Annotated in this window: 23 protein-coding genes; 2 read left to right on the top strand and 21 right to left on the bottom strand. The window is 52.3% G+C overall.

What is annotated here, in order from left to right:
• Positions 1-9: 9 nt before the first annotated feature.
• The 4 genes from topA to sucC form a co-directional block, all read right to left on the bottom strand.
• The gene (topA, locus tag JFN88_RS19365; protein ID WP_199020914.1) at positions 10-2,109 is read right to left on the bottom strand and encodes a type I DNA topoisomerase; all 2,100 of its coding nucleotides are present in this window, start codon (positions 2,107-2,109) and stop codon (positions 10-12) included.
• 151 nt (positions 2,110-2,260) lie between these two features.
• Positions 2,261-3,394, bottom strand: a complete 1,134-nt coding sequence (gene dprA / locus JFN88_RS19360; RefSeq protein ID WP_199020913.1) for a DNA-processing protein DprA — start codon at positions 3,392-3,394, stop codon at positions 2,261-2,263.
• A 218-nt stretch (positions 3,395-3,612) separates the two neighbouring features.
• Positions 3,613-4,548, bottom strand: a complete 936-nt coding sequence (gene sucD, locus JFN88_RS19355) for a succinate--CoA ligase subunit alpha (RefSeq protein WP_199020912.1) — start codon at positions 4,546-4,548, stop codon at positions 3,613-3,615.
• Positions 4,549-4,591: 43 nt separating this feature from the next.
• Positions 4,592-5,752, bottom strand: coding sequence for an ADP-forming succinate--CoA ligase subunit beta (gene sucC / locus JFN88_RS19350; RefSeq protein WP_199020911.1), 1,161 nt, complete (start codon positions 5,750-5,752; stop codon positions 4,592-4,594).
• 405 nt (positions 5,753-6,157) lie between these two features.
• Here sucC and JFN88_RS19345 point away from each other — a divergent pair, with 405 nt between their 5' ends.
• Complete coding sequence (locus JFN88_RS19345) at positions 6,158-7,726, top strand: YifB family Mg chelatase-like AAA ATPase (protein WP_199020910.1); 1,569 nt, start codon at positions 6,158-6,160, stop codon at positions 7,724-7,726.
• 117 nt (positions 7,727-7,843) lie between these two features.
• On the opposite strand, the gene JFN88_RS19340 is transcribed toward JFN88_RS19345, so the two are convergent.
• The 8 genes from JFN88_RS19340 to lepB form a co-directional block, all read right to left on the bottom strand.
• Positions 7,844-8,332 (bottom strand): permease prefix domain 1-containing protein, encoded by a 489-nt coding sequence (locus JFN88_RS19340; protein ID WP_199020909.1) that lies wholly within the window; start codon positions 8,330-8,332, stop codon positions 7,844-7,846.
• On the bottom strand, positions 8,329-8,661 hold the full coding sequence (locus JFN88_RS19335) for a PadR family transcriptional regulator (protein ID WP_199021323.1): 333 nt from the start codon (positions 8,659-8,661) through the stop codon (positions 8,329-8,331). The genes JFN88_RS19340 and JFN88_RS19335 overlap by 4 nt, the downstream gene beginning before the upstream one ends.
• Before the next feature lie 220 nt (positions 8,662-8,881).
• A complete protein-coding gene (locus JFN88_RS19330; RefSeq protein WP_199020908.1) occupies positions 8,882-9,292 on the bottom strand; it encodes a YraN family protein in 411 nt (136 codons plus the stop codon).
• Positions 9,285-9,587 (bottom strand): EscU/YscU/HrcU family type III secretion system export apparatus switch protein, encoded by a 303-nt coding sequence (locus JFN88_RS19325; RefSeq protein WP_199020907.1) that lies wholly within the window; start codon positions 9,585-9,587, stop codon positions 9,285-9,287. Before JFN88_RS19325 ends, JFN88_RS19330 begins: the two co-directional genes overlap by 8 nt.
• A complete protein-coding gene (locus JFN88_RS19320) occupies positions 9,584-11,815 on the bottom strand; it encodes a TP0910 N-terminal domain-containing protein (RefSeq protein WP_199020906.1) in 2,232 nt (743 codons plus the stop codon). The genes JFN88_RS19325 and JFN88_RS19320 overlap by 4 nt, the downstream gene beginning before the upstream one ends.
• A gap of 299 nt (positions 11,816-12,114) precedes the next feature.
• On the bottom strand, positions 12,115-12,726 hold the full coding sequence (gene rnhB / locus JFN88_RS19315; protein ID WP_199020905.1) for a ribonuclease HII: 612 nt from the start codon (positions 12,724-12,726) through the stop codon (positions 12,115-12,117).
• Positions 12,727-12,812: 86 nt separating this feature from the next.
• Positions 12,813-13,679, bottom strand: coding sequence for a ribosome biogenesis GTPase YlqF (gene ylqF, locus JFN88_RS19310; protein WP_199020904.1), 867 nt, complete (start codon positions 13,677-13,679; stop codon positions 12,813-12,815).
• A gap of 10 nt (positions 13,680-13,689) precedes the next feature.
• Positions 13,690-14,391: a signal peptidase I gene (gene lepB, locus JFN88_RS19305; protein WP_199020903.1), complete on the bottom strand. Its 702-nt coding sequence runs from the start codon at positions 14,389-14,391 to the stop codon at positions 13,690-13,692.
• Between the two features lie 37 nt (positions 14,392-14,428).
• Here lepB and JFN88_RS19300 point away from each other — a divergent pair, with 37 nt between their 5' ends.
• Positions 14,429-14,635 carry a hypothetical protein gene (locus tag JFN88_RS19300; RefSeq protein ID WP_199020902.1) on the top strand — a complete coding sequence of 69 codons (207 nt, stop codon included), beginning with the start codon at positions 14,429-14,431 and terminating at the stop codon, positions 14,633-14,635.
• Between the two features lie 148 nt (positions 14,636-14,783).
• Here the strand turns inward: JFN88_RS19300 and rplS are convergent, their stop codons facing one another.
• From rplS to smc, 9 genes are all read right to left on the bottom strand, one after another.
• On the bottom strand, positions 14,784-15,125 hold the full coding sequence (rplS, locus tag JFN88_RS19295) for a 50S ribosomal protein L19 (protein ID WP_199020901.1): 342 nt from the start codon (positions 15,123-15,125) through the stop codon (positions 14,784-14,786).
• Between the two features lie 147 nt (positions 15,126-15,272).
• Entirely contained in the window at positions 15,273-16,028 is a 756-nt protein-coding gene (gene trmD, locus JFN88_RS19290; RefSeq protein ID WP_199020900.1) for a tRNA (guanosine(37)-N1)-methyltransferase TrmD, read from the bottom strand.
• Positions 16,029-16,031: 3 nt separating this feature from the next.
• Positions 16,032-16,544, bottom strand: a complete 513-nt coding sequence (gene rimM, locus JFN88_RS19285) for a ribosome maturation factor RimM (protein ID WP_199020899.1) — start codon at positions 16,542-16,544, stop codon at positions 16,032-16,034.
• A gap of 394 nt (positions 16,545-16,938) precedes the next feature.
• On the bottom strand, positions 16,939-17,169 hold the full coding sequence (locus JFN88_RS19280) for a KH domain-containing protein (RefSeq protein ID WP_199020898.1): 231 nt from the start codon (positions 17,167-17,169) through the stop codon (positions 16,939-16,941).
• 26 nt (positions 17,170-17,195) lie between these two features.
• A complete protein-coding gene (gene rpsP, locus JFN88_RS19275; protein WP_028561462.1) occupies positions 17,196-17,468 on the bottom strand; it encodes a 30S ribosomal protein S16 in 273 nt (90 codons plus the stop codon).
• A 56-nt stretch (positions 17,469-17,524) separates the two neighbouring features.
• Entirely contained in the window at positions 17,525-18,892 is a 1,368-nt protein-coding gene (gene ffh, locus JFN88_RS19270) for a signal recognition particle protein (protein WP_199020897.1), read from the bottom strand.
• Positions 18,882-19,286 carry a YlxM family DNA-binding protein gene (ylxM, locus tag JFN88_RS19265; protein WP_199021322.1) on the bottom strand — a complete coding sequence of 135 codons (405 nt, stop codon included), beginning with the start codon at positions 19,284-19,286 and terminating at the stop codon, positions 18,882-18,884. Before ylxM ends, ffh begins: the two co-directional genes overlap by 11 nt.
• A gap of 192 nt (positions 19,287-19,478) precedes the next feature.
• Entirely contained in the window at positions 19,479-20,486 is a 1,008-nt protein-coding gene (gene ftsY, locus JFN88_RS19260; RefSeq protein WP_199020896.1) for a signal recognition particle-docking protein FtsY, read from the bottom strand.
• Positions 20,487-20,555: 69 nt separating this feature from the next.
• Complete coding sequence (gene smc / locus JFN88_RS19255; RefSeq protein WP_199020895.1) at positions 20,556-24,131, bottom strand: chromosome segregation protein SMC; 3,576 nt, start codon at positions 24,129-24,131, stop codon at positions 20,556-20,558.
• Between the last annotated feature and the right edge of the window lie 45 nt (positions 24,132-24,176).

Genomic DNA, 24,176 nt, shown 5'->3' with positions numbered 1-24,176 from the left:
TGACAACTATCAGTCTGCCTGTTCCTGCTCGTCAGGCAGCTCTTCTTTATGATCACAAGATGTACACTGAATTCGTCCTCCGCTGCGGTTGCGCTTCTCGATCATCACACTGCCGCATTTCGGGCACGGCTTGCTGACTGGCTTATCCCAAGAAACGTAATCACAACCCGGATACTGGTCACAGCCGTAAAAGATGCGCCCTTTTTTACTGCGCCGCTCGATAATTTTGCCGTCCTTGCATTTGGGACAAGTGACGCCGATGTCCTTGATAATCGGCTTGGTGTTGCGGCAGTCCGGAAACCCGGAGCAGGCAAGAAACTTGCCGAAGCGCCCCATTTTATATACCATGTGCTTGCCGCATTTCTCACACAACTCATCGGAGACTTCATCCTGAATCTCGATTTCCTTCATCTCTTCCTCTGCCACTTCAAGCCGCTTCTCGAAGGAGGTGTAGAATGAACCGAGCACTTTGACCCAATCCTCTGTGCCCTCCTCTACATGGTCGAGATCGCCCTCCATATGCGCGGTAAATTCGGCGTCGAGAATTTCCGGGAAGAATTCCTCCATCAGTTGAATGACCAGATCACCAAGCTCAGTCGGTGTGAATTTCTTATCTTCAATCGCTACGTAACCACGCTTCTGAATCGTCTCCAGTGTCGGAGCATACGTGCTTGGGCGTCCAATGCCCAGCTCCTCCAATGTACGAACAAGCCTCGCTTCGGTATAACGCGGCGGCGGCTGTGTAAAATGCTGCTTAGGCTCAATCTCCTGCTTCTTTGCCACATTCTGCTCGGCAAGCGGCGGCAGAAACTTCTCTTCATCCGTCGCCGTTCCATCATCATTGCCTTCAACATAGACTTTCATAAAGCCAGGGAACTTGAGCTTGGAACCGGTCGCTCTATAGATGGCGTTGCCACAAGCCAAATCAACCGTCATCGTATCCAGTACGGCTGATTCCATCTGGCTGGCGATAAACCGCTCCCATACGAGCTTGTACAGGCGGAACTGGTCACGACTTAAAAATGGCTTCATGGATTCAGGGTCGCGAAGCACGGAAGTTGGACGAATTGCCTCATGCGCGTCCTGCGCGCCTGCGCTCTTCTTTGTGTAGACACGGTATTGCTCAGGGGCGTAATCCGCACCGTATTTCTCCAGAATATAAGCTTTGCCTTCCTCCTGGGCGACAGGTGAAATTCGGGTGGAGTCCGTTCTCATGTACGTAATCAGACCGACAGTTCCCTCTTTGCCAAGCTCTACGCCCTCATACAGCTGCTGGGCTACCGACATCGTCTTGGCGGCGCGGAAGCCAAGCTTGCGGGCCGCCTCCTGCTGGAGCGAGCTTGTAATGAAAGGAGGAGCTGGATGACGCTGACGTTCCTTTTCCTTTACCTGCTGTACAACAAAATCGGAATCGCCCATTGCCGCGAGAACTTCATTGACATCGCTCTCGCTGGAAAGCTCTCGTTTCTCGCCGCTCAACTTGTAAAATTTCGCTTCAAATTCGGATTTATTATGGACAAGCTTTGCTGTAATCGACCAGTACTCCTCAGGAACGAACTCATCGATCTCATTCTCACGGTCGATAATCAGCTTGACGGCTACCGATTGCACACGTCCGGCCGACAAACCTTTTTTTACTTTCTTCCATAGCAGCGGGCTGATCTTATAGCCGACAAGTCGGTCAAGAATACGGCGGGCCTGCTGAGCGTTGACCAGATCCATATTAATCTTGCGCGGCGTCTTGAAGGCATCTTTGACCGCCTGCTTCGTAATCTCATTAAATACCACCCGGCATTCAGCCGTATCGTCCAGCTCCAAATAGTGAGCCAGATGCCAAGCAATCGCCTCGCCCTCACGATCCGGGTCAGCCGCGAGATAGACCTTTTTTACTTTTTTTCGAGCATCCTTCAATTCCTTAAGAACGCTGCCTTTGCCACGGATTGTAATATATTTGGGATTAAAATCATTCTCGACCTCAACGCCAATCTGACTTTTCGGCAGATCCCGAATATGACCCATGGAGGCCTTGACAATGTATTTGCTGCCCAAATATTTGCCGATTGTTTTTGCTTTCGCCGGTGATTCTACAATAACCAGTGAATCCGCCATTGACGCGCCCTCCTCTCATTTTCACTTTTGCAGCAAGGTTAATACTGGCTAAGCGGTATTCCGCCATGACCTGGGTACCAGGTCATGCGGCACAGCGGTAAATCCATCAGTATCCTGGGTATCCCGGCATTTCACACGCCAGCCGCTCAAGTTATAAAGCACTATATATAGAACCCGCATGCTGTTCAACTCTTTGTTTTATAGATAAATTTATCAGAACTGCATGCAAAAGTCCAAATGTCAGCCCGGAACGCTCATGAAGCTCATCCGCGGTGCTGGGTTTATCCTCTATTAACGCCAATATTTTCTTCTCTTCAAAGGATAGCTCAACCTGGTTCAAGGATTGCGTTGCGGAACCTGGATCAAGCCTGGCCAGTATGTCATCGCGGAAACGGAATTCTTCCATTATATCCTCCGCTCCCATTGTAAGCTTGGCCCCTGAATCCTTGATCAGACGGTTGGCGCCTTTACTCTTCGGAGAGTTAACAGGACCGGGAACGGCAAACAACTCGCGATTCATCTCCTGCGCATAGGCGGCGGTAATTAGCGAGCCGCTCTGCTCGGCAGCCTCAACGACCAGCGTTCCGCTGGAAAGGCCCGCTATAATACGGTTGCGCTGCGGGAACAAGCCGGGATGCAGCCTGGTACCTATCGGATATTCCGAAACAATTAGCCCTGCCTGAGCAATGTGTCTGTACAAATTACGATTTTCAGACGGGTATACACTGTCAATCGGAGTGCCCAGCACCGCAATCGTAGAAGCCTCTTTATCTACAGAACCTTCATGCGCCAGGCGGTCAATCCCTTTTGCCAGCCCGCTTACAACTGTAAACCCTAATGCTGACAATTGTCCAGCCAAACTTGACGCAACCTGCCTTCCATAGGCGCTTGGAAGCCGCGTCCCGACCATTGCGATCGACGGACGGTGCAGCAACTCGGAGCGCCCAATCGTATAAAGCACCCAAGGGGGTCTAGCCGTCTGCCGCAGCAGCGAGGGGTACTCCGAGTCTATTATAGTCAGAATTTCGGCCCCCAGCCTGCGGTAACGCTGCTCAGTATCAGCCAGAACGCCCATCTCTATACTTTGACGCCATGCTGCAAGCTGCTTGCTGTCCAGTCCAGCCTCCAACCACTCCTGATCACTAAAATCAAGGGCAAGATATAAAGTCTCACCCTTGTTGGTATAATTCATGACTTTATTTATCGTGTGCCAGGCGATTCCCCTCGTCTCATGGAGCCCGATCAAAATCATTCTCGTCGTTGCTGTGCGGTTGTGCTTCGTCATATATGGCGACCTCCAGCGGATTCGCCTGCATTCTTTTCCTATTGTGCTTGACAAATGGGAAGAATGCAAGCAGACCCCTTATTTTTTTGTTCAACTTTACAAGAAGCTAGCGTAAACGGCTTTGTTTTCCTTTGACAGTCGGGAGAATATAAAAAAGCAGCCTTTCACTCCCTATGAGGGAAATGAAAGACTGCTTGTCTTTGTCTGTCAGCTTAAAATTACACTTGATGGGTGGTGCATTTCTCCAGCAGACCTTGCTCTTCCAGCACCTTAACGAGCGTAGAGCCCATATCGGAAGGTGTTGGAGCAACTTTGATGCCGCAAGCTTCAAGCGTTGCGATTTTCTCCGCTGCCGTACCTTTACCGCCGGAGATAATCGCGCCAGCATGGCCCATACGTTTGCCCGGAGGAGCTGTCGCCCCGCCGATAAAGCCGACGACCGGCTTTATCATGTTCGCTTTAATCCACTCGGCTGCTTCTTCCTCAGCCGTCCCGCCGATTTCACCAATCATGATCACCGCATACGTATCCGGATCTTCGTTGAACAGGTTCAGAATGTCGATGAATTCCGATCCTTTAACCGGGTCGCCGCCGATACCGACCGCAGAGGACTGACCAATGCCGCGTGTCGAAAGCTGATGTACAGCTTCGTAAGTCAGAGTTCCGCTGCGGGATACAACGCCAACATGGCCTTTTTTATGGATATAGCCCGGCATAATGCCGATTTTGCACTCTTCTGGAGTAATTACGCCTGGACAGTTAGGCCCGATTAAACGGGTCTTCTTGCCTTCCAAATAGCGTTTTACTTTGACCATATCAAGCACAGGAATGCCTTCTGTGATGCAGATGGCCAAATCAAATTCAGCATCCACTGCTTCCAGGATTGCATCGGCTGCAAATGCCGGCGGTACATAAATAACCGTTGCAGTCGCGCCGGTAGCCGCTTTCGCTTCAGATACCGTGTTGAATACCGGCAGGGATACAACCTCGCCGCTTTCCAGAGTGATATCTACTGTCGTTCCGCCTTTGCCCGGCGAAGTGCCACCGACCATTTGCGTACCGTAGTCCAAAGCGCCTTTTGCATGGAACAAGGCGGTTTTTCCTGTAATGCCTTGCGTAATGACTTTCGTATCTTTACTTACCAAAATGCTCATCGAAGGCTCACATCCCCTAAATGATTTCTATATTGAAGTCCAGTTATTTTACAAGGGCTACGATTTTTTGAGCACCGTCAGCCATGGAATCTGCAGAGACAATGTTCAAACCGGATTCGTTCAGAATTTTTTTGCCGATCTCAACATTGGTACCTTCCAGACGGACAACAAGCGGACGGTCTAAGCCGACTTGCTTGGCCGCTTCAACGACACCATTGGCAATAACGTCACAACGCATAATGCCGCCGAAGATGTTGACGAAGATTCCTTTTACTTTTTCATCGGACAAAATGATTTTGAACGCTTCGGTAACCTTCTCCGTTGTCGCGCCGCCCCCAACATCTAGGAAGTTGGCCGGGTCGCCGCCATAATATTTAATAATGTCCATTGTCGCCATAGCAAGTCCGGCGCCGTTAACCATACAACCGATGTTGCCGTCCAGCGCAATGTAGCTCAGGTCAAATTTGGATGCTTCGATTTCCTTGACATCCTCTTCTTCCAAATCGCGCAATGCGACAATATCCGAGTGACGATAAAGCGCGTTGGAATCAAAGTTCAGCTTGGCGTCAAGCGCCATAACTTGACCGTCGCCGGTAACGACGAGCGGGTTGATTTCCGCAATAGAGCAGTCCTTTTCCACAAACGCCGTGTAAAGGGCTGTCATAAATTGCACTGCTTTATTGACTAATTCCTTCGGAATGTTAATATTGAATGCCAGTCTGCGTGCCTGGAACGCTTGTAAGCCAACAGCCGGGTCAACCACTTCCTTGAAGATTTTCTCCGGAGAATGCGCCGCAACCTCCTCGATCTCTGTTCCGCCTTCTTCAGAAGCCATGATGACGACTGTGCCGGTTCCCCGGTCGACAACGACACCTACGTAGTACTCTTTCTTAATGTCGCATCCCTGCTCAATCAGGAGACGCTTTACTTCTTTGCCTTCTGGACCTGTCTGATGCGTAACAAGCACCTTGCCCAAAATTTCGCTTGCGTAGGTGCGTACCTCGTCCAGATTTTTGGCTACCTTGACTCCGCCTGCTTTACCACGGCCGCCCGCATGAATTTGCGCTTTGACCACAACAACCGGCGTTCCTAAAGCTTCAGCCGCTTCCACCGCTTCATCGACAGTAAAAGCCACTTTTCCTTCAGGTACGACTACACCGTATTGCTTCAGGACTTCTTTCCCTTGATACTCATGGATATTCATTCCCGAAATCCTCCTATCTGCAGCTAGACCTCAATATGTAAACAAAAACCTTCATTATTGTAACATTTTTTGTGTCTGCTTTCCTCAAATTAGACAATAAATATTGTAAACTTTTTTGATATCGTTTTCATCTCGTTTTGAGAACGAACATCAGGCATTATCCAACCACTCTCCACTTTGAGATTTTGTCTATTTCCTTCCGTCTGGCTGGATGCTATTTTTCACTGCTTGTCATGTCGATTCGACAAAGGTATTATGACCAGTTGTTTCCTTATTCATCCTTTTGCGACATTCCTTTGCGGTTGACAGCTTCTTCCTGCTCAGGTAGGATAAATGTATTGATTTTTCTACACCGGGACGTAAGGAAGCACCTTCATCCAATGAATTCGAGGCGGAGGTGTTTTTTTGTACACAAAATTAATCAGTGCAAGCGTATTGGGTGTGAACGGACGGATCATTGAAGTGGAGGTTGATATCGCAAGCGGCCTGCCCCAAGTAAATATCGTCGGACTGCCGGACACAGCCGTAAGAGAGTCGGTGGAGCGTGTGCGCGCTGCTGTCAAAAATTGCGGGTTTCAGTTTCCGCTTCAGCGGATCACGGTCAATCTGGCGCCTGCGGATATGCGCAAGGAGGGTACAGCTTATGATCTGGCAATAGCTGCAGGCGTGCTTGCCGCAAGCGGGCAGGTAGCTTCAGACCGCTTGCGGGATGCGCTGCTGATCGGTGAGCTGGCATTGAACGGGGATATCAAGCCTGTAAGCGGGGTGCTTCCAATGGTAGAGCAGGCCAAGCGAAACGGGGTGAGCCGAGTGCTGCTGGCTGCAGGCAATCTTGCAGAGGCTTCGCTTATCGGCGGTATGGAGCTTGAGGGGCTGGCCTGCTTGAAATCACTGTTGGCTCCTGAAGTTTATAACGGGCAGAGGCCGCTAACTAGAAGCAGTTCAGTTTCCTTTCATGCAGAAGCTGCATCTGATGGGGTCGAATCCAGCCCGCCTGCCCTGGACTTCGCTGATGTGCTGGGACAGCATCAGGCCAAGCAGGCGCTGCTCACTGCTGTTGCGGGACGGCACAATCTGCTGCTGTGCGGGCCTCCCGGGACCGGGAAGACGATGCTCATCCAGCGGATTCCCGGTATCATGCCGCCCCTCTCGGACGAGGAAGCGCTTGAGGTGACCAAAATATACAGTGTCGCGGGCAAATTCGCTGGAGAGGACGCCAGGCTTCTACGAAGCCGTCCTTTTCGCACGCCTCATCATACGATTTCGGCAGGGGGCTTGATTGGAGGCGGCACAATCCCGAAACCGGGAGAAACAACGCTCGCCCATCATGGGGTATTGTTTCTGGATGAACTGCCGGAATTCTCCCGTCAGGTGCTGGAAGTGCTGCGTCAGCCGCTGGAGGAGCAGTCCGTAACCATCGCCAGAGCGCGGGCGGTGCTGACCTTCCCGGCTCGCTTTATGCTTGCTTGCTCGATGAATCCTTGCCCGTGCGGGTTTTACGGCAGCGTCTCCGCCGCCAATATCTCCACTGCCTGTACATGCTCAGCGAATAAAATCGCCGCTTACCGCAACAAAATATCCGGTCCGCTGCTGGACCGGATTGATGTACAGGTCGAAGTTCCGCGCCCATCCAGCTTCCTGGAGGCCGGCAAAGGTATGAGCTCAGCCGAAATGCTTGAGAAGGTCCTCACTGCGAAGGAACGCCAGGAAGCCCGCCGCCAGAGCACAGGTGTAAATTGGAATAGCGAGCTGTACGGCTCCGCACTCAGGCAGACGGCAAAGTTGGATGCCAAAGCGCGTCAGTTGCTTGAGCAGGCCTATCAGTTGCTGGGGTTAAGCATGAGAGCCCATGACCGGTTGCTCAAACTCAGCCGCACGATTGCCGATTTGCAAGAGCAGGAACAAATTAAAGAGGAGCATATTGCCGAAGCGATTCAATACCGTTGCCTGGACCGCAAGACGGAGGCGATTTGAGTATATCTATTGGGTAATGGAAATTAAACAAACCTGATGACACAAAGGTTTTGGCTGCGAGGGTACCGGAACTCTAATTGCCGAAAATGTTGCAGCCAAGTCATGCAGCCCCCCGAGTCAGCGGGTATTTGAAATCGTCGGCATCAGACTTTGCGCGTAGCAGCTTCTGTCTTCAAACTGTTGAACTGTAGTCTTCTCTTTCTGAAAACGCTCAGGATAAGACCCATTGCAATAAAATAGAGAAGATTTTGAGTAAAGCCGAAGCTGATCAACGGTAAAGATACACTGGAAAATGGAAGCCAGCCCAAGCACATCGCAAATGACCATTAGTGCCAGCAATCCAAGCAAACTCCAGTCGAGTACAGGCCGGTGAATCTGGCTCATCTGCCGACCGATCTCATGAGCATCCCCCATTCTTTGAATGGCCCGCTTGACGGCTTCCTTCTCCTCTATGCCTTCTTCCATCAGTCCAATTACAAGATCCTCTATATGGCATTCCAACTCTCTGGAGACTTGTTTTATAGCTTCTCTTGACTTGATGGACGCCAAGACTTCCTGTAAAAAAAGCCTGACCTCATCATGGTTTTGCTTCAAACGAATGTTCACGCATATCCCTCCCCGATTACCCGCTCCACCGCTGCCCGATATGTCTTCCATTCCTTCTTCTTGTCTTGAAGATGACGTTCTCCTGTTCTTGTGAGACGGTAATATTTTCGTTTGCGTCCCTCAGCCTCCTGCCAGTAGGCTTCTACCCACCCGTCCGCTTCCAACGAATGCAAAATGGGATATAATGTCCCTTCCTTCAAGTTGAAAATCCCTTCAGAGTGACTCTCCAACTCCCGGGTCAGCTCGTAGCCGTACATCTCCTTCTTCTCCAACATAGAGAGGATTAAAATTACCGTACTTCCTTTTAACAGCTCCTTATTAACTTTAATAGTACTCTCTCCTTTCATAGCATTTTAAAATAAATTAATACATCGTAAATCTAGGTATAAGAATATAACAAAGCTATCCGTTTTGCAAGAAAGGGGGACATTCAGCTTATCTTTGGATGGATTTATAATTCGGGAAGTAAAAAGAGAACCGCTTTACGGCTCTCCATAAACATGCTATACAACAAGCATAAACGGGCTTTGCCTTTCAAAAAGATTTCTCTTAAAAAGCTCCCTGTATCCATTCAAGCCCGGTTACCCCAAGCTCTCTGTCCAATGTCACCGCCGCCACATCAAAACGCAGTGCCAGCTCCGCTCCGCCATGCCGGTGCAAATAAACTTGCGCTACAGCCCGGACTTGACGCTGCTTCCGGTAGTCCACAGACTCCACCGCCGTCCCGAACTGTCCGGATGCTCTCCGGGTGCGAACCTCCACAAAAACCAGCGTATGTTCCGGTTCAGGCGGGATCGCAATCAGATCGATTTCACCGGAGCGGCAACGCCAGTTGCGCTCTACAATCCGCCATCCATGCCGCTCCAGATAGTCTGCGGCGGCTTTTTCACCGATTTGGCCCACCTCGTTGCGGCTAACCCGCTGGTTGACGGCAGGAACGATGCGTTCATTGTTATTCATTCTCCCAGCCTCCGGCCTTTTGATCTGAACGGTAAATGAAGCTTAATATTTCGGCTACCAGCGTGTACAACTCCGGAGGAATTTGCTGGTCGATCTCCAACTTCGAAAGCACCTCGACCAATGAAGCGTCTTCCTGAATTGGAACGCCGTTTTGAGCCGCCCGCTCCAAAATTTCCTCTGCCAGTTTTCCACTGCCTTTGGCAATCACGGTTGGCGCAGCATTCGCCTCCGGTTCATATTTCAAGGCGACAGCCTTTTTTATTGCAGGTTTAGCTTCCCTGTCCTTGTCCTTCATACACGCAAATCCATTCCTTTATACGGTCTGGAGACAAAAGCCGTGGACAGCTCGGGGCCGGTCTGCTTGCTGGACGCCGCGGTTGCCTGCCCGTCAGCTTCAGGCATTGGCTGCGTTTTGAGTGAAAGGAGCTTGTAGCCCGACTGTTGAAGCGCCTCCCCTATTTCTTCGCGAGAGCCTTCCAGCAGCGGCTGGGTCGCAGGGTGGTCATTCCACACCTGTAGACTTACCATTCGGTCGACAACCTGAACATCGATAAGGGTGTCTCCCAGCTGCTTCATCTGCAAGTCAAAGAGCAGACGGCAGTTCTGTGCGTCCAGTTCACCCTTGCGCCCCCTCCTCGTCTGGATATGAATTGCCGCTGTCTGGCCTCCCTGCTCATTATAAAAAGGGATGACCATCGCCACATGTGTGAACGGCGAATTGCCTCTCTCCGGGGCAAGCAAAAGCTGCTGGCCCGTAATATGCTGTACAAGCTGCTGGGCAGTCTCCCGCAATGCTGCAGGAGCATTATCAGAAGCCGCCAGCAACAGCAGCGCACTCTTGAGCGACTCCGCTCCTGTCCCGATTCGGAGTGCGTCTGCCGCTGCCGGACCAGGCGGAAGAGAAGTCTGATGCAACTGCGCTCCTGTCGCTGCACGCTCCAGACCTGCGGCATGAACAGGCTGCTGCACCGGGGATGAACCCGCTGCGGAGCGTCCCGCAGCCGCTGATGCATCCTGGCTTCCTGCAACACGCACAGACTCCTGTTGGAGCGGCTGCACAGTTTCATTCTTAGCCGAGGCTGCGACATTCATGTGTCCTGCAGAACCGGAAGCTGCAACATTGCCAGGAGTTGCTCCTTGCCCCGCAGGTGCCGATGATGCCGCTGCTCCAGCGTTCCCCTGACCGGTTCCTTGACCTGTTGCGGCTGCGATGTCCCGCGAGATTTGGCGCTCATGACTTACTCCTAACCACTTGAATAAATCTCCGATCCATCCGCCGCCGGGTGATGGGGTCTGAGACGGCAGATGACCAACCTGATTGAATCCGGTCGCAGTCGTCCCCCCTCCATCTGTTCTTCCGTTATTCCCTGCCTGTAGACCGGATTCTAAAATTACAGCACGATTTTGTGTTTGTGCGACCGGTGCAGTTTTCGCATCGGCAGCATTAGCGCTTGCCCCCGTTGTTCCCGGCTGAGGCATAGTCTGATTGGATTGGACTTGCTGCGCAGTTTGAACGGGCTGTCCGCCCTGTGCGCCCTGCTGGCCGGCTGCTGCGCCAGTCTGATTGACCCCGCTCTGTTGAGTTTGAACTGCTTGTCCTCCATGAGCAGGCTGCCGCGCTGACTGGACATTCTGTTCTTGTCCGGCCAGTTCAGTCAGCGCGGCAGCTCCAGCAGCTATTCCGGTCCCGGATGGGCTATTGATAATGCCAGTTGAAGAACCTCGCCCCCCCTGCTGGGCCAGCGCCAGGTCGGTTTGCGGCTGCGGCAGAACAGGACTGCTGCCCGGACGGGATATTCCATTGTCTCCTGTACTTGCCGAACGCAGCAATGCATCTCCTTCTCCGAGCAGCGCTTGAAGGCGGGCAATAAGCGCCTCCGCCGCCGGAGCGCCCGGCTTTAACTGGCCTGCTACCGCACCGTTTTGAAGATCGCCGACCCATGCCTTAAGCCCCGTCTGAAGCTGATCCAGCAGTTCATGAATTGGCCTCCCAGACATTACCTGTTGGAGTCCTGACAGAACCGCAGGCGTCATGGGCAAGCCCCTCTGAAATGCCGTAGCCGCCGCCTGCAGCCACTTGCCTTCATCTGCACCCTTGGGCATCACTGACAATGCTTTGGCAAGGGCCTCGCCCAGCTCCTTTGTAAGCGGTACGCCATCCTTTTGCAGCTGCTTGACCAAATCCTGTGGCCACTGCTTGTCCGCAGGCAATCCGAGCGACTTGACCAGATCCTTAAGCGTTTCAGCCGTCATTTGCCCTGACAGGGTATCTGCAGGCTTGAGTACCGGCAGTCCATTATTCGTCTCCGGTTGCACAACAAGCAATGTGCGCATTCCAGGCTGCAGCGGAACCTCCAGCTTTGCCCGAACCTGAGCGCCATTGATTTGAACAAGCGCTTCATTATCTGATGATTCCAGCACCAGTCCGCTGACTACCTGCCCAGACCTTAGCTCCAGCTCCCTGAAGTCTCCCGTTCTCGGCTCGCCGCCAACCAGACCTCTAATAAATGCTCCGATATGCATGTCATGCCTCCAATCATCCTGCAACTTCGTTCAGATCATGTATTACATTTTATATCGGCATTTTATAGTCAATTGTTTATTGCCTGCTGATCCTGCAACATGAACGAATGAATGTCAGTCAAGACCTGTGTGTGAAAGTTTCTATTTGCGTATAGGTAAAATTTCCTGGGCAATATAGCCTCGACTTTTTCAAAAGCTATCCTCAGGCTGAAACTTACACATTCGTAAATTCAAGCGTAAACGACTTTGCCGTCCTGTGACGGGCAAAAAAAAGCAAGCGACAAGCGCCTGCTTAGTGATTAAAACAACATCTGCTGCTCAGACAGCAGCTTGCCCAAAAATGAACGTCGATGCATCGGACTGGGACCAAACTCCAGAATCCTTTCCCGATGAAGCTTCGTGGCATAGCCTTTATGTATCGCAATCCCATACTCCGGGTACATGCTGTCCCATTCTTCAGCACACAACCGGTCTCGGGTGACCTTGGCAACAATTGAAGCCGCCGCAATCGACTGGCTGCTCGCATCCCCATGGATAATGGCGAGTTGTGGCAGCTTGCTATCGATCTTCTCTGCGTCAATCAGCAAGTAGTCCGCTGCGACCTCCAGTTGTTCTACCGCCCGCTTCATTGCCAGTCTGGATGCCTGCTTAATATTGATTCTATCGATCTCATCCGCAGAAATGGCTGCTACCGACCAAGCGAGCGCCTGCTCCGTAATAATCTCATACAATTGTTCCCGCTTCTTGGCCGACAGCTTCTTGGAATCATCGACGTCCTCCAGGATGAGACCGGGCGGCAAAATGACCGCCGCCGCCACCACATCGCCAAACAGACAGCCGCGACCTACCTCATCCACACCGGCAATATGCTGGTATCCTTGCTCCCATACTTGCCGTTCGTAATCGAGCATTGTGTTTCCCCCTAATGCAGCCTCATCTCCATATCCCTGCAGAGCGCACTGTATCATGCAAGCCGAAATGATTCTGTGAACCTGCATTACTGCTGCGGTTCATCAAGTGTAATACGCCCAAGTTTGCCTGCGCGAAGCTCTCTCAATATAATACCGGACACCTTCTCCAGATCGACTCGTCCGCCGCCAAGCAGACAGCCGCGCTTGCGCCCGATGTCCTCCATCACCTTCACAATCTCTTCGGAGTCTTCCACATCCTTCGGCGGCGTCTCCAGTCCAAACCGTTCCTTAAGCGTATCCCAATAACGGTCGGCAAGAACCCGCACCGCGAAGAAAGCAATATCCTCGATATTAAGAATTTCCTCTCGAATCGCTCCCGTCATCGCCAATCTGTAACCGACTAATTGGTCCTCGAATTTCGGCCACAAAATACCCGGAGTATCCAGCAATTCCATTTCATTGCCCACTTTAATCCATTGCTGACCTTTGGTCACCCCCGGACGATCTCCGGTCAAAGCAATGCTGCGTCCCGCCAGACGGTTAATTAGCGTAGATTTGCCAACGTTCGGAATGCCCACAATAAGCGCACGCAGCGCGCGCGGGTTCATCCCCTTTTGTTTCATGCGAACAATTTTATGATCCAGCAGCTCTTTCACCCGCTGCGGAATATCTGCTACTCTCGTGCCCGTTGAAGAATCGACTGCAATACAGGCATGACCTTCTTTTGAAAAAAAAGAAATCCACTGGTCAGTTGCCCGTGGATCAGCCAAATCAGCCTTGTTCAATACGATCAACCGCGGCTTCCCGCTCAGAATTTCATCTACCATCGGGTTGCGGCTCGACAACGGAACACGTGCATCCAGAAGCTCAATGACGATATCGATCAACTTGAGTTTTGCCTCAATTTGCCGTCTTGCTCTTGTCATGTGCCCTGGAAACCATTGAATGGTCAAAGCACTCACCTCATCCGTGTTTTATAATTTGCATATCTTTCAGCGGCCAGAAGATAACATCTGCTCTGCCCACCAGTTCTTTCGTCGAAATATATCCGATCATCCGGCTGTCGCGGCTATCGCTGCGGTTATCGCCAAATGCCAAGAACATTCCTTCCGGCACTACGTCCGATTGCACAAAGGAGTTCGGGAAGTTCTCCGTCATGTTATACAACCTGTTTTCTTTTCTGGCCTGTTCGATTGCTCCCTTCAGGTAAGGCTCCTCCACCTTTTCACCATTGATGTACAGATCGTCACCCTCAAGCTTCACTTTGTCCCCAGGCACCCCAATAACACGTTTGATAAAATCACGATTTTCCTGCGGAACATGGAAAACCACGACTTCACCGCGCTTCGGCCCCCGGATATCATAGAGGATTTTATTGACAATGACACGCTCTCCGGTATGAAAATTAGGCTTCATAGACGGCCCGTCCACAATAAAGGGAGAGAATAAGAAGGAGCGGATTACGAGTACGAGCAACGCGGCTATCGCAAGCGCCTTGATCCACTCCATGGCTTCCCTTTTTGCTTTGTTAGGCTTAGGAGCAGTTGCTTCCTGCCCGGGTGTTCCCAAACTGCCTGAGGCTCCGGAATAAGGCTGGCCTGACGACACATCTGAAGATTGTCCGGAATTGTGTTGTTCGACTTGTTCTTCTGGCTTCTGTTCCATGTTATACGCCCACTTTCACTAGCATGATGAAACAAAGGTGCAAGCGACCATCGACAGCATCGCCTGCCAGCATCTGCCTGCTATCGCACCGCACCTGGAAACGGAGCGAAGACGAGCTGCTGCTTACAGTCAAAAAGTCCCTCTTGCGGAAAATAACCTGCCGGAACATATAAAAGCGGTCTATCATTCTATGTACGCTTGCTTTGCTGCACAGAACGGACCGATTCCGACGCCCTATATTTGAATATACAAAATTTTAAATAGAAACGCAAACTTACTGCAATTTAGACAAAAACAAGGCTTCAAGCACAACCGGCTCTGCCGCCCTTGAACGGGCAAAAGTTTTAAAAAAACGAAAAGGGGCTTGTTTGCGCAAGCCCCCATGTCGTTTATTAGCGAATCTCTTTAATTCTCGCAGCTTTACCACGCAGATTGCGAAGGTAGTACAGCTTAGCGCGACGTACTTTACCGCGGCGAGCCACTTCGATTCTATCAATCTTTGGCGAGTTGATCGGGAATGTTCTCTCAACGCCTACGCCGTAAGAAATCTTACGAACCGTAAATGTTTCGCTGATACCGCCGCCGCGACGTTTGATTACAACGCCTTCGAACAACTGAATCCGCTCACGGGAACCCTCGATAACTTTTACATGCACTTTCAGAGTGTCACCAGGACGAAAACTTGGGATATCCTGACGAAGCTGCTCTTGTGCGATTGTTTGTAAAATGTTCATGATATTGCCTCCTTCCGCCTCAGACGTTCATATAAGCTCAATACGCTCAAATTAACGCATGTCCTAGCCGATAGCGGACCGTCCGGTTATTGCAAACAACATTTCAATACTATCATAACCGGGCTCCAAATACAACCATTTCCTTGATTATTTCGCGGAAACATCATCCGGCTCATAACCGTGCTCTTCCTTGAGCCATTTCAGCTCCTTGACAGTCAGTTCAGCCTGCTTCAGAAGCTCCGGCCTGCGGCGCAATGTACGCAGCAGCGACTGCTGACGGCGCCACAGCCCGATATTGCCATGGTGCCCGGAGATCAGCACCTCGGGGACTTCCCATCCCCTGAATGAGGCTGGGCGCGTGTAGTGCGGATATTCGAGCAGCCCGGTACTGAATGAATCCGTCACCGCAGAGGATTCATTACCTAACACTCCGGGCAGCAGCCGCGCCACGCTGTCAATGACGACCATCGCCGGCAGCTCGCCCCCGGTCAGCACATAATCCCCGATGGACAGCTCATCCGTGACCAGATGCTCACGAATCCTCTCGTCATAACCTTCGTAGTGACCGCATACAAAGATCAGATGCTGCTCGCTCGCCAGTTCCTCAGCCTTGCGCTGGGTAAAAGTCTCTCCCTGAGGGCACATCAGAATGACCCGCGGCTTGCTCTCAAGCCCTTCTGTCAGGCTCTCCACAGCCCCAAAAATCGGTTCGGCCTGGAGCACCATGCCTCCGCCTCCACCGTATGGATAATCATCCACCGTGCTATGCTTATTGCCGGAAAATTGTCTAAAATTAAGCGTACGCAAAGAAACAAGCCCTTTCTCTTGCGCTTTCCCCAGAATGCTGGAACGGAACACACCCTCGAACATTTCCGGAAACAGCGTCAACACATCCATCCGCATCGGTCAGATCAGCCCTTCCATCAGCCTTACCGTGACCAGCTTCTGCTTCGTATCGACCTGAAGCACAACGTCATCGATAAATGGAAGCAGCACGGGCTTGCCCGAGCCCCGTTCCACAACCCAGACATCATTAGCGCCGGGACGCAAAATCTCCGCAATTGTGCCGAGTTCTTCGCCCTCTTCGGTGAATACCTTGCATCCCACAATCTCATAGTAGTAATATTCGCCTTCTTCAAGCTCGACCTGCTGTTCCTCCGGCACCTTCACCGACCAGCCTTTATATTTTTCCACCTGGTTAATATCATTGTAATCCTTGAATTTCAGGAAAAACATGCCCTTATGCTCCCGCGTGCTGTTAATCAGAACATCCAGACGCTGGTTGCCCTCAGGTGAGAAAAGCGCCAGCTTGCTTCCAAGAGCAAAACGCACATCCGGAAAATCGGTTTGGGATAAAATTTTCACTTCTCCGCGCAATCCATGCGTATTGACAAGTTTGCCGACATTTAACCATTGCATACTGCTCACATCCTCGATATAGTAAAATTTCTCAGGTTGAAATCTCCGGAGAATCCGGCCACTCCAGCAGCTTTAAACAAGAAGCCAAACCCATGAGCAAGAATGTTCCTGCGTTTGGCTTCATATTCAAGCGATATAGGACACAGGGAAATTTAGCACAAACCGCATTGCTTCCTGTAACAGGCAAAACTTCGTTTCGTGTCAAAAAAATCGCCGGATTTCAAGCGTAAACGGCTTTGCCGTCCTTTGACGGGCAAAAACTTCGTTTCGCGGAGAACTATAAGCCATTTATAAAAAGTAAGTTTATAAATGCTTATATTTTAAAAAAAGGCCAGGAATAACAACTCCCGGCCTTTTATTTCGTGCGCTGATTCAGGATAAGACATCCTTAATATTACGAGATAATATCAACGGTAACGCGCTTTGGCGATTTGACAGCTGCCGAAGCAACTACCGTCCTCAGCGCTTTAGCGATCCGGCCCTGCTTGCCGATTACTTTCCCTACATCCTCGGGATGAACGGAAAGGGCGTAAACAATGCCGCGATCATCTTCCTTGACCTCGACGCGCACATTTTCCGGATAATCCACTAAAGCCCTAGCCATGACAAGAATCAACTCTTCCATTTCAAGGCCCTCCGCAGCATCAGCAACTATTTCTGTTGCTTCAGCTCATGGAATTTAGTAAGCACGCCAGCTTTGCTCAGAAGATTGCGTACGGTATCGGAAGCTTGCGCTCCAGTTTGCAACCATTTCAACGCTTTCTCTTCATCGATGTTAACCTGTGCAGGTTGAGCGACTGGATTGTATGTGCCAATCTCTTCAATAAAGCGGCCGTCGCGAGGCGAACGGGAATCGGAAACAACAACACGGTAGAAAGGCGCTTTGTGAGCACCAATACGTTTCAGACGAATACGAACTGCCATAATTCATTCACCTCCTTCAAAAAATTAGGCCTTCCTTTTCTATCAATCAGCCAGTATCAGCCGAACGGGAATTTCTTCGCCTTGCCCAGCAGACCTTTCATGCCTTTCTTGCCTTTGGGGCCACTCATCATCGATGAGAACTGCTTCATCATCCGCCGCATATCGTCGAATTGCTTGATCAGCCGGTTTACATCGGCAATGGAGTTGCCGCTCCCAGCTGCAATCCGCTTCCGGCGGCTATGGTTCAGCAGGTCGGGATTTTGCTTCTCTTCACTCGTCATCGATCTTACAATTGCTTCGACGCGCGCCAGTTGACGCTCATCCACCTTCAGGTCTTTGAGACCTTTTACTTTATTCATCCCCGGCATCATATCAAGCAATTGGTCCAGGGGCCCCATCTTGCGAACCTGAGCCATCTGCTCCAGGAAATCATCGAAGGTGAACTCCGCATTGCGCATCTTGCGCTCGAGATCAGCCGCTTTCTCAGCATCAATGTTGGATTGCGCCTTCTCGATCAGCGAGAGCATGTCCCCCATGCCCAGAATCCGGGATGCCATCCGGTTCGGATGGAACGGTTCAAGCGAATCGATCTTCTCGCCCATCGCCGCAAATTTAATCGGGCAGCCCGTGACCGCTTTAACGGAAATCGCAGCACCGCCGCGCGTATCGCCATCGAGCTTCGTCAGAACGACCCCTGTCAGCTCAAGCTGCTTATGGAAGCTCTCCGCTACATTGACCGCGTCCTGCCCCGTCATGGCATCGACAACGAGCAGCACTTCATCGGGCTTTGCCAGCTCATGAATCTGCTTCAGTTCTTCCATCAACGCTTCATCAATATGAAGACGTCCAGCGGTATCGATAATGACATAGTCATTATGATTATCCTTCGCATACTGCAAGGCGTTGCGCGTAATCTCTACCGGGCTGACGCCATCGCCCATAGAGAATACCGGAGCGCCAACCTGCTCCCCGAGCACCTGCAACTGCTTGATTGCAGCCGGACGGTAAATATCACAGGCAACCAATAGCGGCTTATGGTTGCTCTTCAGCAGCAGTTTTGCCAGCTTGCCGGAGGTTGTCGTCTTACCCGCCCCCTGCAAACCCGCCATCATAATAACGGTTGGCGGCTTCGATGCCTTGGCCAGCTTGCTCTGGGTACCGCCCATCAGTTCGGTCAGCTCTTTATTAACAATATCGATGATGACCATGCCCGGAGTGAAGCTGCTCATCACTTCCTGGCCGACCGCCTTCTCCTTCACCTTCGAGATGAATTCTTTGACGACCTTAAAGTTAACGTCCGCCTCCAGAAGCGCCAGTCTGACTTCGCGCATCGCCTCAGCAACATCATCCTCGCTGACTTTTCCTTTGCCCCGAAGCTTGCTGAATACACTCTGCAGCCGGTTAGCCAATCCTTCAAACGCCATCTCCCGTCACCTCCCTGTTAGGATTTACATCTATCAAGTTCTCCGTTTGACGGATATCTTCAAGCACGCTCTGAAGCGCTGCGCGTTCCGCACTGCCAACCGGCAATTCCAGGCCGATCGCTTCCAGCCGGGCCAGTTGTTCTTGCAGCACTTCATGCCGACTCAGAAGTCCCAGCTTTTGCTCATAGCCTTCCAATGCTTGTTCCGCGCGCTTCACGTGCTCATAGACCGCCTGACGGCTAATGTCAAATTCGGCAGCAATTTCACCAAGCGAATAATCATCATGAAAATAGTATTTTAAAAATGTACGCTGCTTCTCTGTCAGCAGCGTCTCATAGAAATCAAAGAGCAAATTGATTCGGGTTGTCTTCCCGAGGGCATCCGGTTCGTTCATACTCATTCCAGCCGCCTCCTCCCGTTACCAACGCTACTTATATTATCCTAAAGGAAAACGACTGTCAAGTATTTTACCTTGTCAGTCATACCATCCAATTGGAAACGTATAAACAAACGGCTGCCTGCTTCCACGCAAGCGGCAGCCGGAAAGTCTTGAGGGACGATGTTGTAGATTACAACGAATCGGAAGCTAGTTAGCTTCCGCCTCCGCTTCCTGCTGCTCTTCCTTGAGAATCAGGCCTGCGAACAGGGCATGAACGAACTGCTCGGAATCGAACTCCTGCAGATCGCCCATCTTCTCGCCGAGCCCGACGAATTTCACCGGCAGATTAAGCTCGTTGCGAATGGCAATGACAATTCCTCCCTTGGCCGTACCATCGAGCTTGGTAAGCACAAGGCCGGTCACCCCGCTCTTCTCGCCGAACAGACGCGCCTGACTGAGCGCATTCTGCCCGGTCGTCGCGTCCAGTACCAACAGCACCTCATGCGGAGCAGTCGGAACCTCACGCTGAATTACGCGGAAGATCTTGTTCAGTTCCTCCATCAGATTACTCTTGTTCTGGAGACGGCCTGCTGTATCGCACAGCAATACATCAACGCCGCGTTGCTTGGCGGCGTGAACGGCATCGTACATCACCGCCGCCGGGTCTGAGCCTGCCTGCTGCTTGATAACGTCTACACCTACGCGCTGCCCCCATACTTCCAGTTGCTCGATCGCGCCCGCGCGGAACGTATCGCCCGCAGCCAGCATTACTTTCTTGCCCTCGCTCTTGAAGCGGTGCGCCAGCTTGCCGATCGTGGTGGTCTTGCCGACCCCGTTGACTCCTACGAACAAAATAACGGTCATGCCGCTCTCTGCCATGTTCAAACCTGGATTCTCACTGCCGTTAAGCAGCTCCACCAGTTTCTCGGAGAGGATAGGCTGCAGTTCTGCCGCATCCTCAATCTTCCGCTTCTTCACCTCGGCGCGCAATTCCTCGATCAGTTTCATAACCGTCGTCACCCCAACGTCGGCGCCGATCAAAATTTCCTCCAGCTCTTCATAAAAATCTTCGTCGATTTTTTTGCGGCGGAGAATCAGTTCCTCCACCTTTTCGACAAGCGCGGTTCTTGTTTTTTGCAGCCCTTCCTTAAATACCGATGTGACCGCTTCGGTTTTGGCTGCGATACTTTCCTTCAGCTTTTTAAAGAAACTCATGCTTTGTCTACCTTCCTTCACCATAGCTTGCCTTTATTTTACTGCTATCCGTATCCGGTTCCGGCGTTCCTATGCGGACACGGCTTCCTCGTCCTCCAGCCGCACCGATACCAGCTTGGAGACGCCGCCCTCTTCCATCGTCACGCCGTAGAGCACGTCGGCCTCTTCCATCGTTCCCTTGCGGTGGGAGACGACGATAAACTGCGTCAGCTCCGAGAATTCACGCAAGTACTGGGCAAATCGGGTTACGTTCGCTTCGTCCAGCGCTGCCTCAACCTCGTCAAGCACACAGAACGGCACCGGCTTCACCTGCAAGATGGCGAATAATAGCGCAATCGCCGTCAGCGCCCGCTCTCCTCCGGAGAGAAGCTGCAGGTTTTGCAGCTTCTTGCCTGGAGGCTGCGCCACAATATCGATTCCCGTATCCAGTACGGAGCCTGGGTCTGCCATAATGAGATCCGCCCGTCCGCCGCCGAACAGCTTCGAGAACACAACGCCGAAGTGCCCGCGAATCGCCTCGAATGTCTGACGGAAGCGTCTGGACATCTCGTCGTCCATCTCCCGGATGACCTCATAGAGCGCAGTTTTCGCTTCAACCAGATCATTTTTCTGGTCGTCAAGGAACAGGTAGCGTTCCTTGACGCGCTCATACTCATCAATCGCGCCCAGATTCACCTCGCCCAGCAGTGTAATGCGGCGCTTCAGATCACGCACCTCATTTTGTGTGGCTGGCACATCCTCCGGCACCGGGTAACGCTCCTTCGCCAGTTCGAAGCTCAGCTCATATTCCTCGCTCAGTTTGCGCAGCAGATTGTCCAGCTCGACATCGAGCCGGTTCACCGCAATCTCGGTCTGACGAATGCGCTCCTCGACCTGGCGAAGCTGAATGCGCTGCTCCTTCGTCTCGCTCTCACCCTCTTCAAGCTGCCTCAGCACCTGCGAACGCTCGGCCCGTTTGAAGTCCGTCTGCTCGCTGCATTCCTGCTTCTTCAGCCGGTAGTGGTTCAAATCCTCCAGCTGCTTGACGCTCTGCTCAGCATGGGCATCCTGTTCCGCCTGCTGCTGTTCCAGCAAACTGCGCAGCCCGGAGAGTTCCTGCTTCGAACGATTCATGTCGGCGCGGATGCGCCCAGCTTGATCCTCAAAGGATTGCTTCTCCTGCTCCGCCTTGGCAACGTGAATTTTCAGATCGGTCAGTTGGCCCTGCAGCTGTTCCTTGGCCGTCTCGCTCAGCTTGCGCCGCTCCTCCGCAGACTGAATCTCCCGCTGCAGCTTCGATTCCCGGGCAGTAAGCTCCGTAAGCCGCTCCTCGGCTTCTGTCGCAGCAGTCGAAAGATCGGTCTGCTCTGCCGCATGGCCGGTACGGTTCTCCTCGAACAGCTGGCGCTGCTCGTCCAGATGGCGGCCCTCATGCTCCAGCCTGCCAAGCTCGCCTTGCAACTGCTGCTCTGCAAGACGCAGCCGCTCGTTCTTCTCGCGCAGCTCTTCCTTGTTCTGGGTACGGATGGACAACTCCTTGCGGATATCCTGCAGTTTGTCGCGCAACTTGCCAAGCTGCTGTTCCGCCTCCTTGATCTCCTGATCAAGCGATTCAATTTGCCGGGTTCTCCCGAGCAGATTGGCCCCTTTCTTCTGCAAGCTTCCCCCTGTCATCGAACCGCCCGCATTGACGATATCGCCGTCCAGCGTCACGACGCGGTATCTGTACTGGCAGCGTGAAGCAATACGGTTCGCTTGCTCCAACGTCTCGGCAATTAGCACGCTGCCGAGCAAATTGCGGACAATCGCCTGGTACCGCTCATCGAAGGACACCAGCTCGCTGGCAACGCCGACGAAGCCTTCCATCGATTCGAACTGCCGCCGATCCTGTTCCGGAACATAGCGCGGCTTAATGACATCCAGCGGGAGAAATGTCGCCCGCCCGAGCTGACGCTGCTTCAGGAATGCAATCGCCTGCCGCGCCGAGCGCTCGTCCTCCATGACGACATGCTGGAGCGCGCCGCCAAGCGCAGTTTCAACCGCAACCTCGATCTTCTCCGGCACTCGCATCAGTTCGGCTACTGCCCCGTGTACGCCTGCAAGTCCGCCGGAAGGCTTGCGGGACGCCTTGAGCACCTCGCGCACGCCAAGCATGAAGCCGTCGAGATCTTCCTGCATCTCCTTCATCGTATCTCGCCGCGAAGTGATCGCGTCATAACGCTGCTCCCATTTGCGCAGCGTCGCCTGCACTTCCTCCTGGAGCTTGCCGAGCGATTGGAGATGCTCGCTCTCTTCCAGATATCGGGCCTGCACCTTCTCCAGTTCCGCCCGTTGTTGCTTCAACTCGCCCGTCAGTTCCTCGCGGCGAGCCTCCAGCTCCTCAAGCTGCGTGCGCCACTTGGCCTCGTCATCGCCCAGCCGCTCCATGCGCCGTTGCACCGCCTCTTGCTGCTGAACGGCATAACGAATTTCATTGCGGGCCTGGGCCATCGCGCTCAGCACCTCAAGAAGCTCTCCCTTAAGCTGCTCCTCCTCTGTGCTGCCGGCTTCCCCGGACACGCCGATCAAATTCACTTCTTCATACGAGAGACGATTGCGGAGAATCCCCAGGTCGTTATTCAGCGTAGCCGCTTTCCCTCTGAGCTCCGCTTCCTCGGTTGCCAGCGTCGCAATGCGCTCGTCCATCGCCGCTATGGAGTCTTCGAGCTGCCGACGGTTCTGCTCCAGATTGCGCTTGCGCTCCTTGAGCACCTCGCCGTAGCCCTCGCATTTTTCATACTCCTCGCTGTAGACAAGCATCGCTTCATGGAGTTTCTCGATCGCCCCCTCCAGCTCGCGGAGCTGTTGCCGCTCCTTCTCCAGATGGGCGTCATGCTTGCTGACGACAGCCGAAAGCTTGAGTTCTTCTTCCTTGAGTCCTGCCAGCTTGGTATTGGCTTCCTCCCACGAGGTATGTACCTGTTCAATCTGGTGGACGTACATGGCAATTTCCTTTTGTTTGAGCTGCTCCTTCAACTCCTTGAACAAAAGCGCCTTTTCCGACTGCTGGCGCAGCGGCTCCACCTGATCCTCCAGCTCGGAGACCAGATCGTGAATACGAAGCAAATTTTGCTCCGTATCATCCAGCTTTTTCTGTGCCTCGCGCTTGCGCGATTTATATTTAACAATGCCGGAAGCTTCCTCGAAGATGCCCCTGCGGTCCTCGGAACGCGTGCTCAAAATTTCCTCAATGCGTCCTTGTCCGATAATGGAATAAGCTTCCTTGCCGATTCCCGTATCCATGAACAGCTCGGTAATATCCTTAAGTCTGCATGCCTGCTTGTTGATCATATATTCACTTTCTCCGCTGCGATGAACACGCCTCGTCACCGTCACCTCGTTAAAATCAAGCGACAGCGCCTGATCGCTGTTATCCAGCGTCAAAGAGACCTCACCGTAGTTCATCGCCTTGCGCGTATCGCTGCCGGCAAAAATAATATCCTCCATCTTGCCGCCGCGCAAGCTTTTCGCGCTTTGTTCACCCAGCACCCAGCGGATGCTGTCTGAAATATTGCTCTTCCCGCTCCCGTTCGGGCCGACAACCGCCGTGATCCCACGCACGAATTCAAGTTCCGTCCGGTCTGCGAAAGATTTAAAACCCGATAAGTCAATTCGTTTAAGGAACATAAGCGCACCTTCACCTCAACGATATTGTACCATATGCAAAAAGCA

Source organism: Paenibacillus roseus, assembly GCF_016424485.1.
Taxonomy (GTDB): Bacteria; Bacillota; Bacilli; order Paenibacillales; family Paenibacillaceae; genus Paenibacillus_D; species Paenibacillus_D roseus.
Note: the sequence above shows the minus strand (reverse complement) of the source record. Positions and strands in the feature narration are given on the sequence as shown.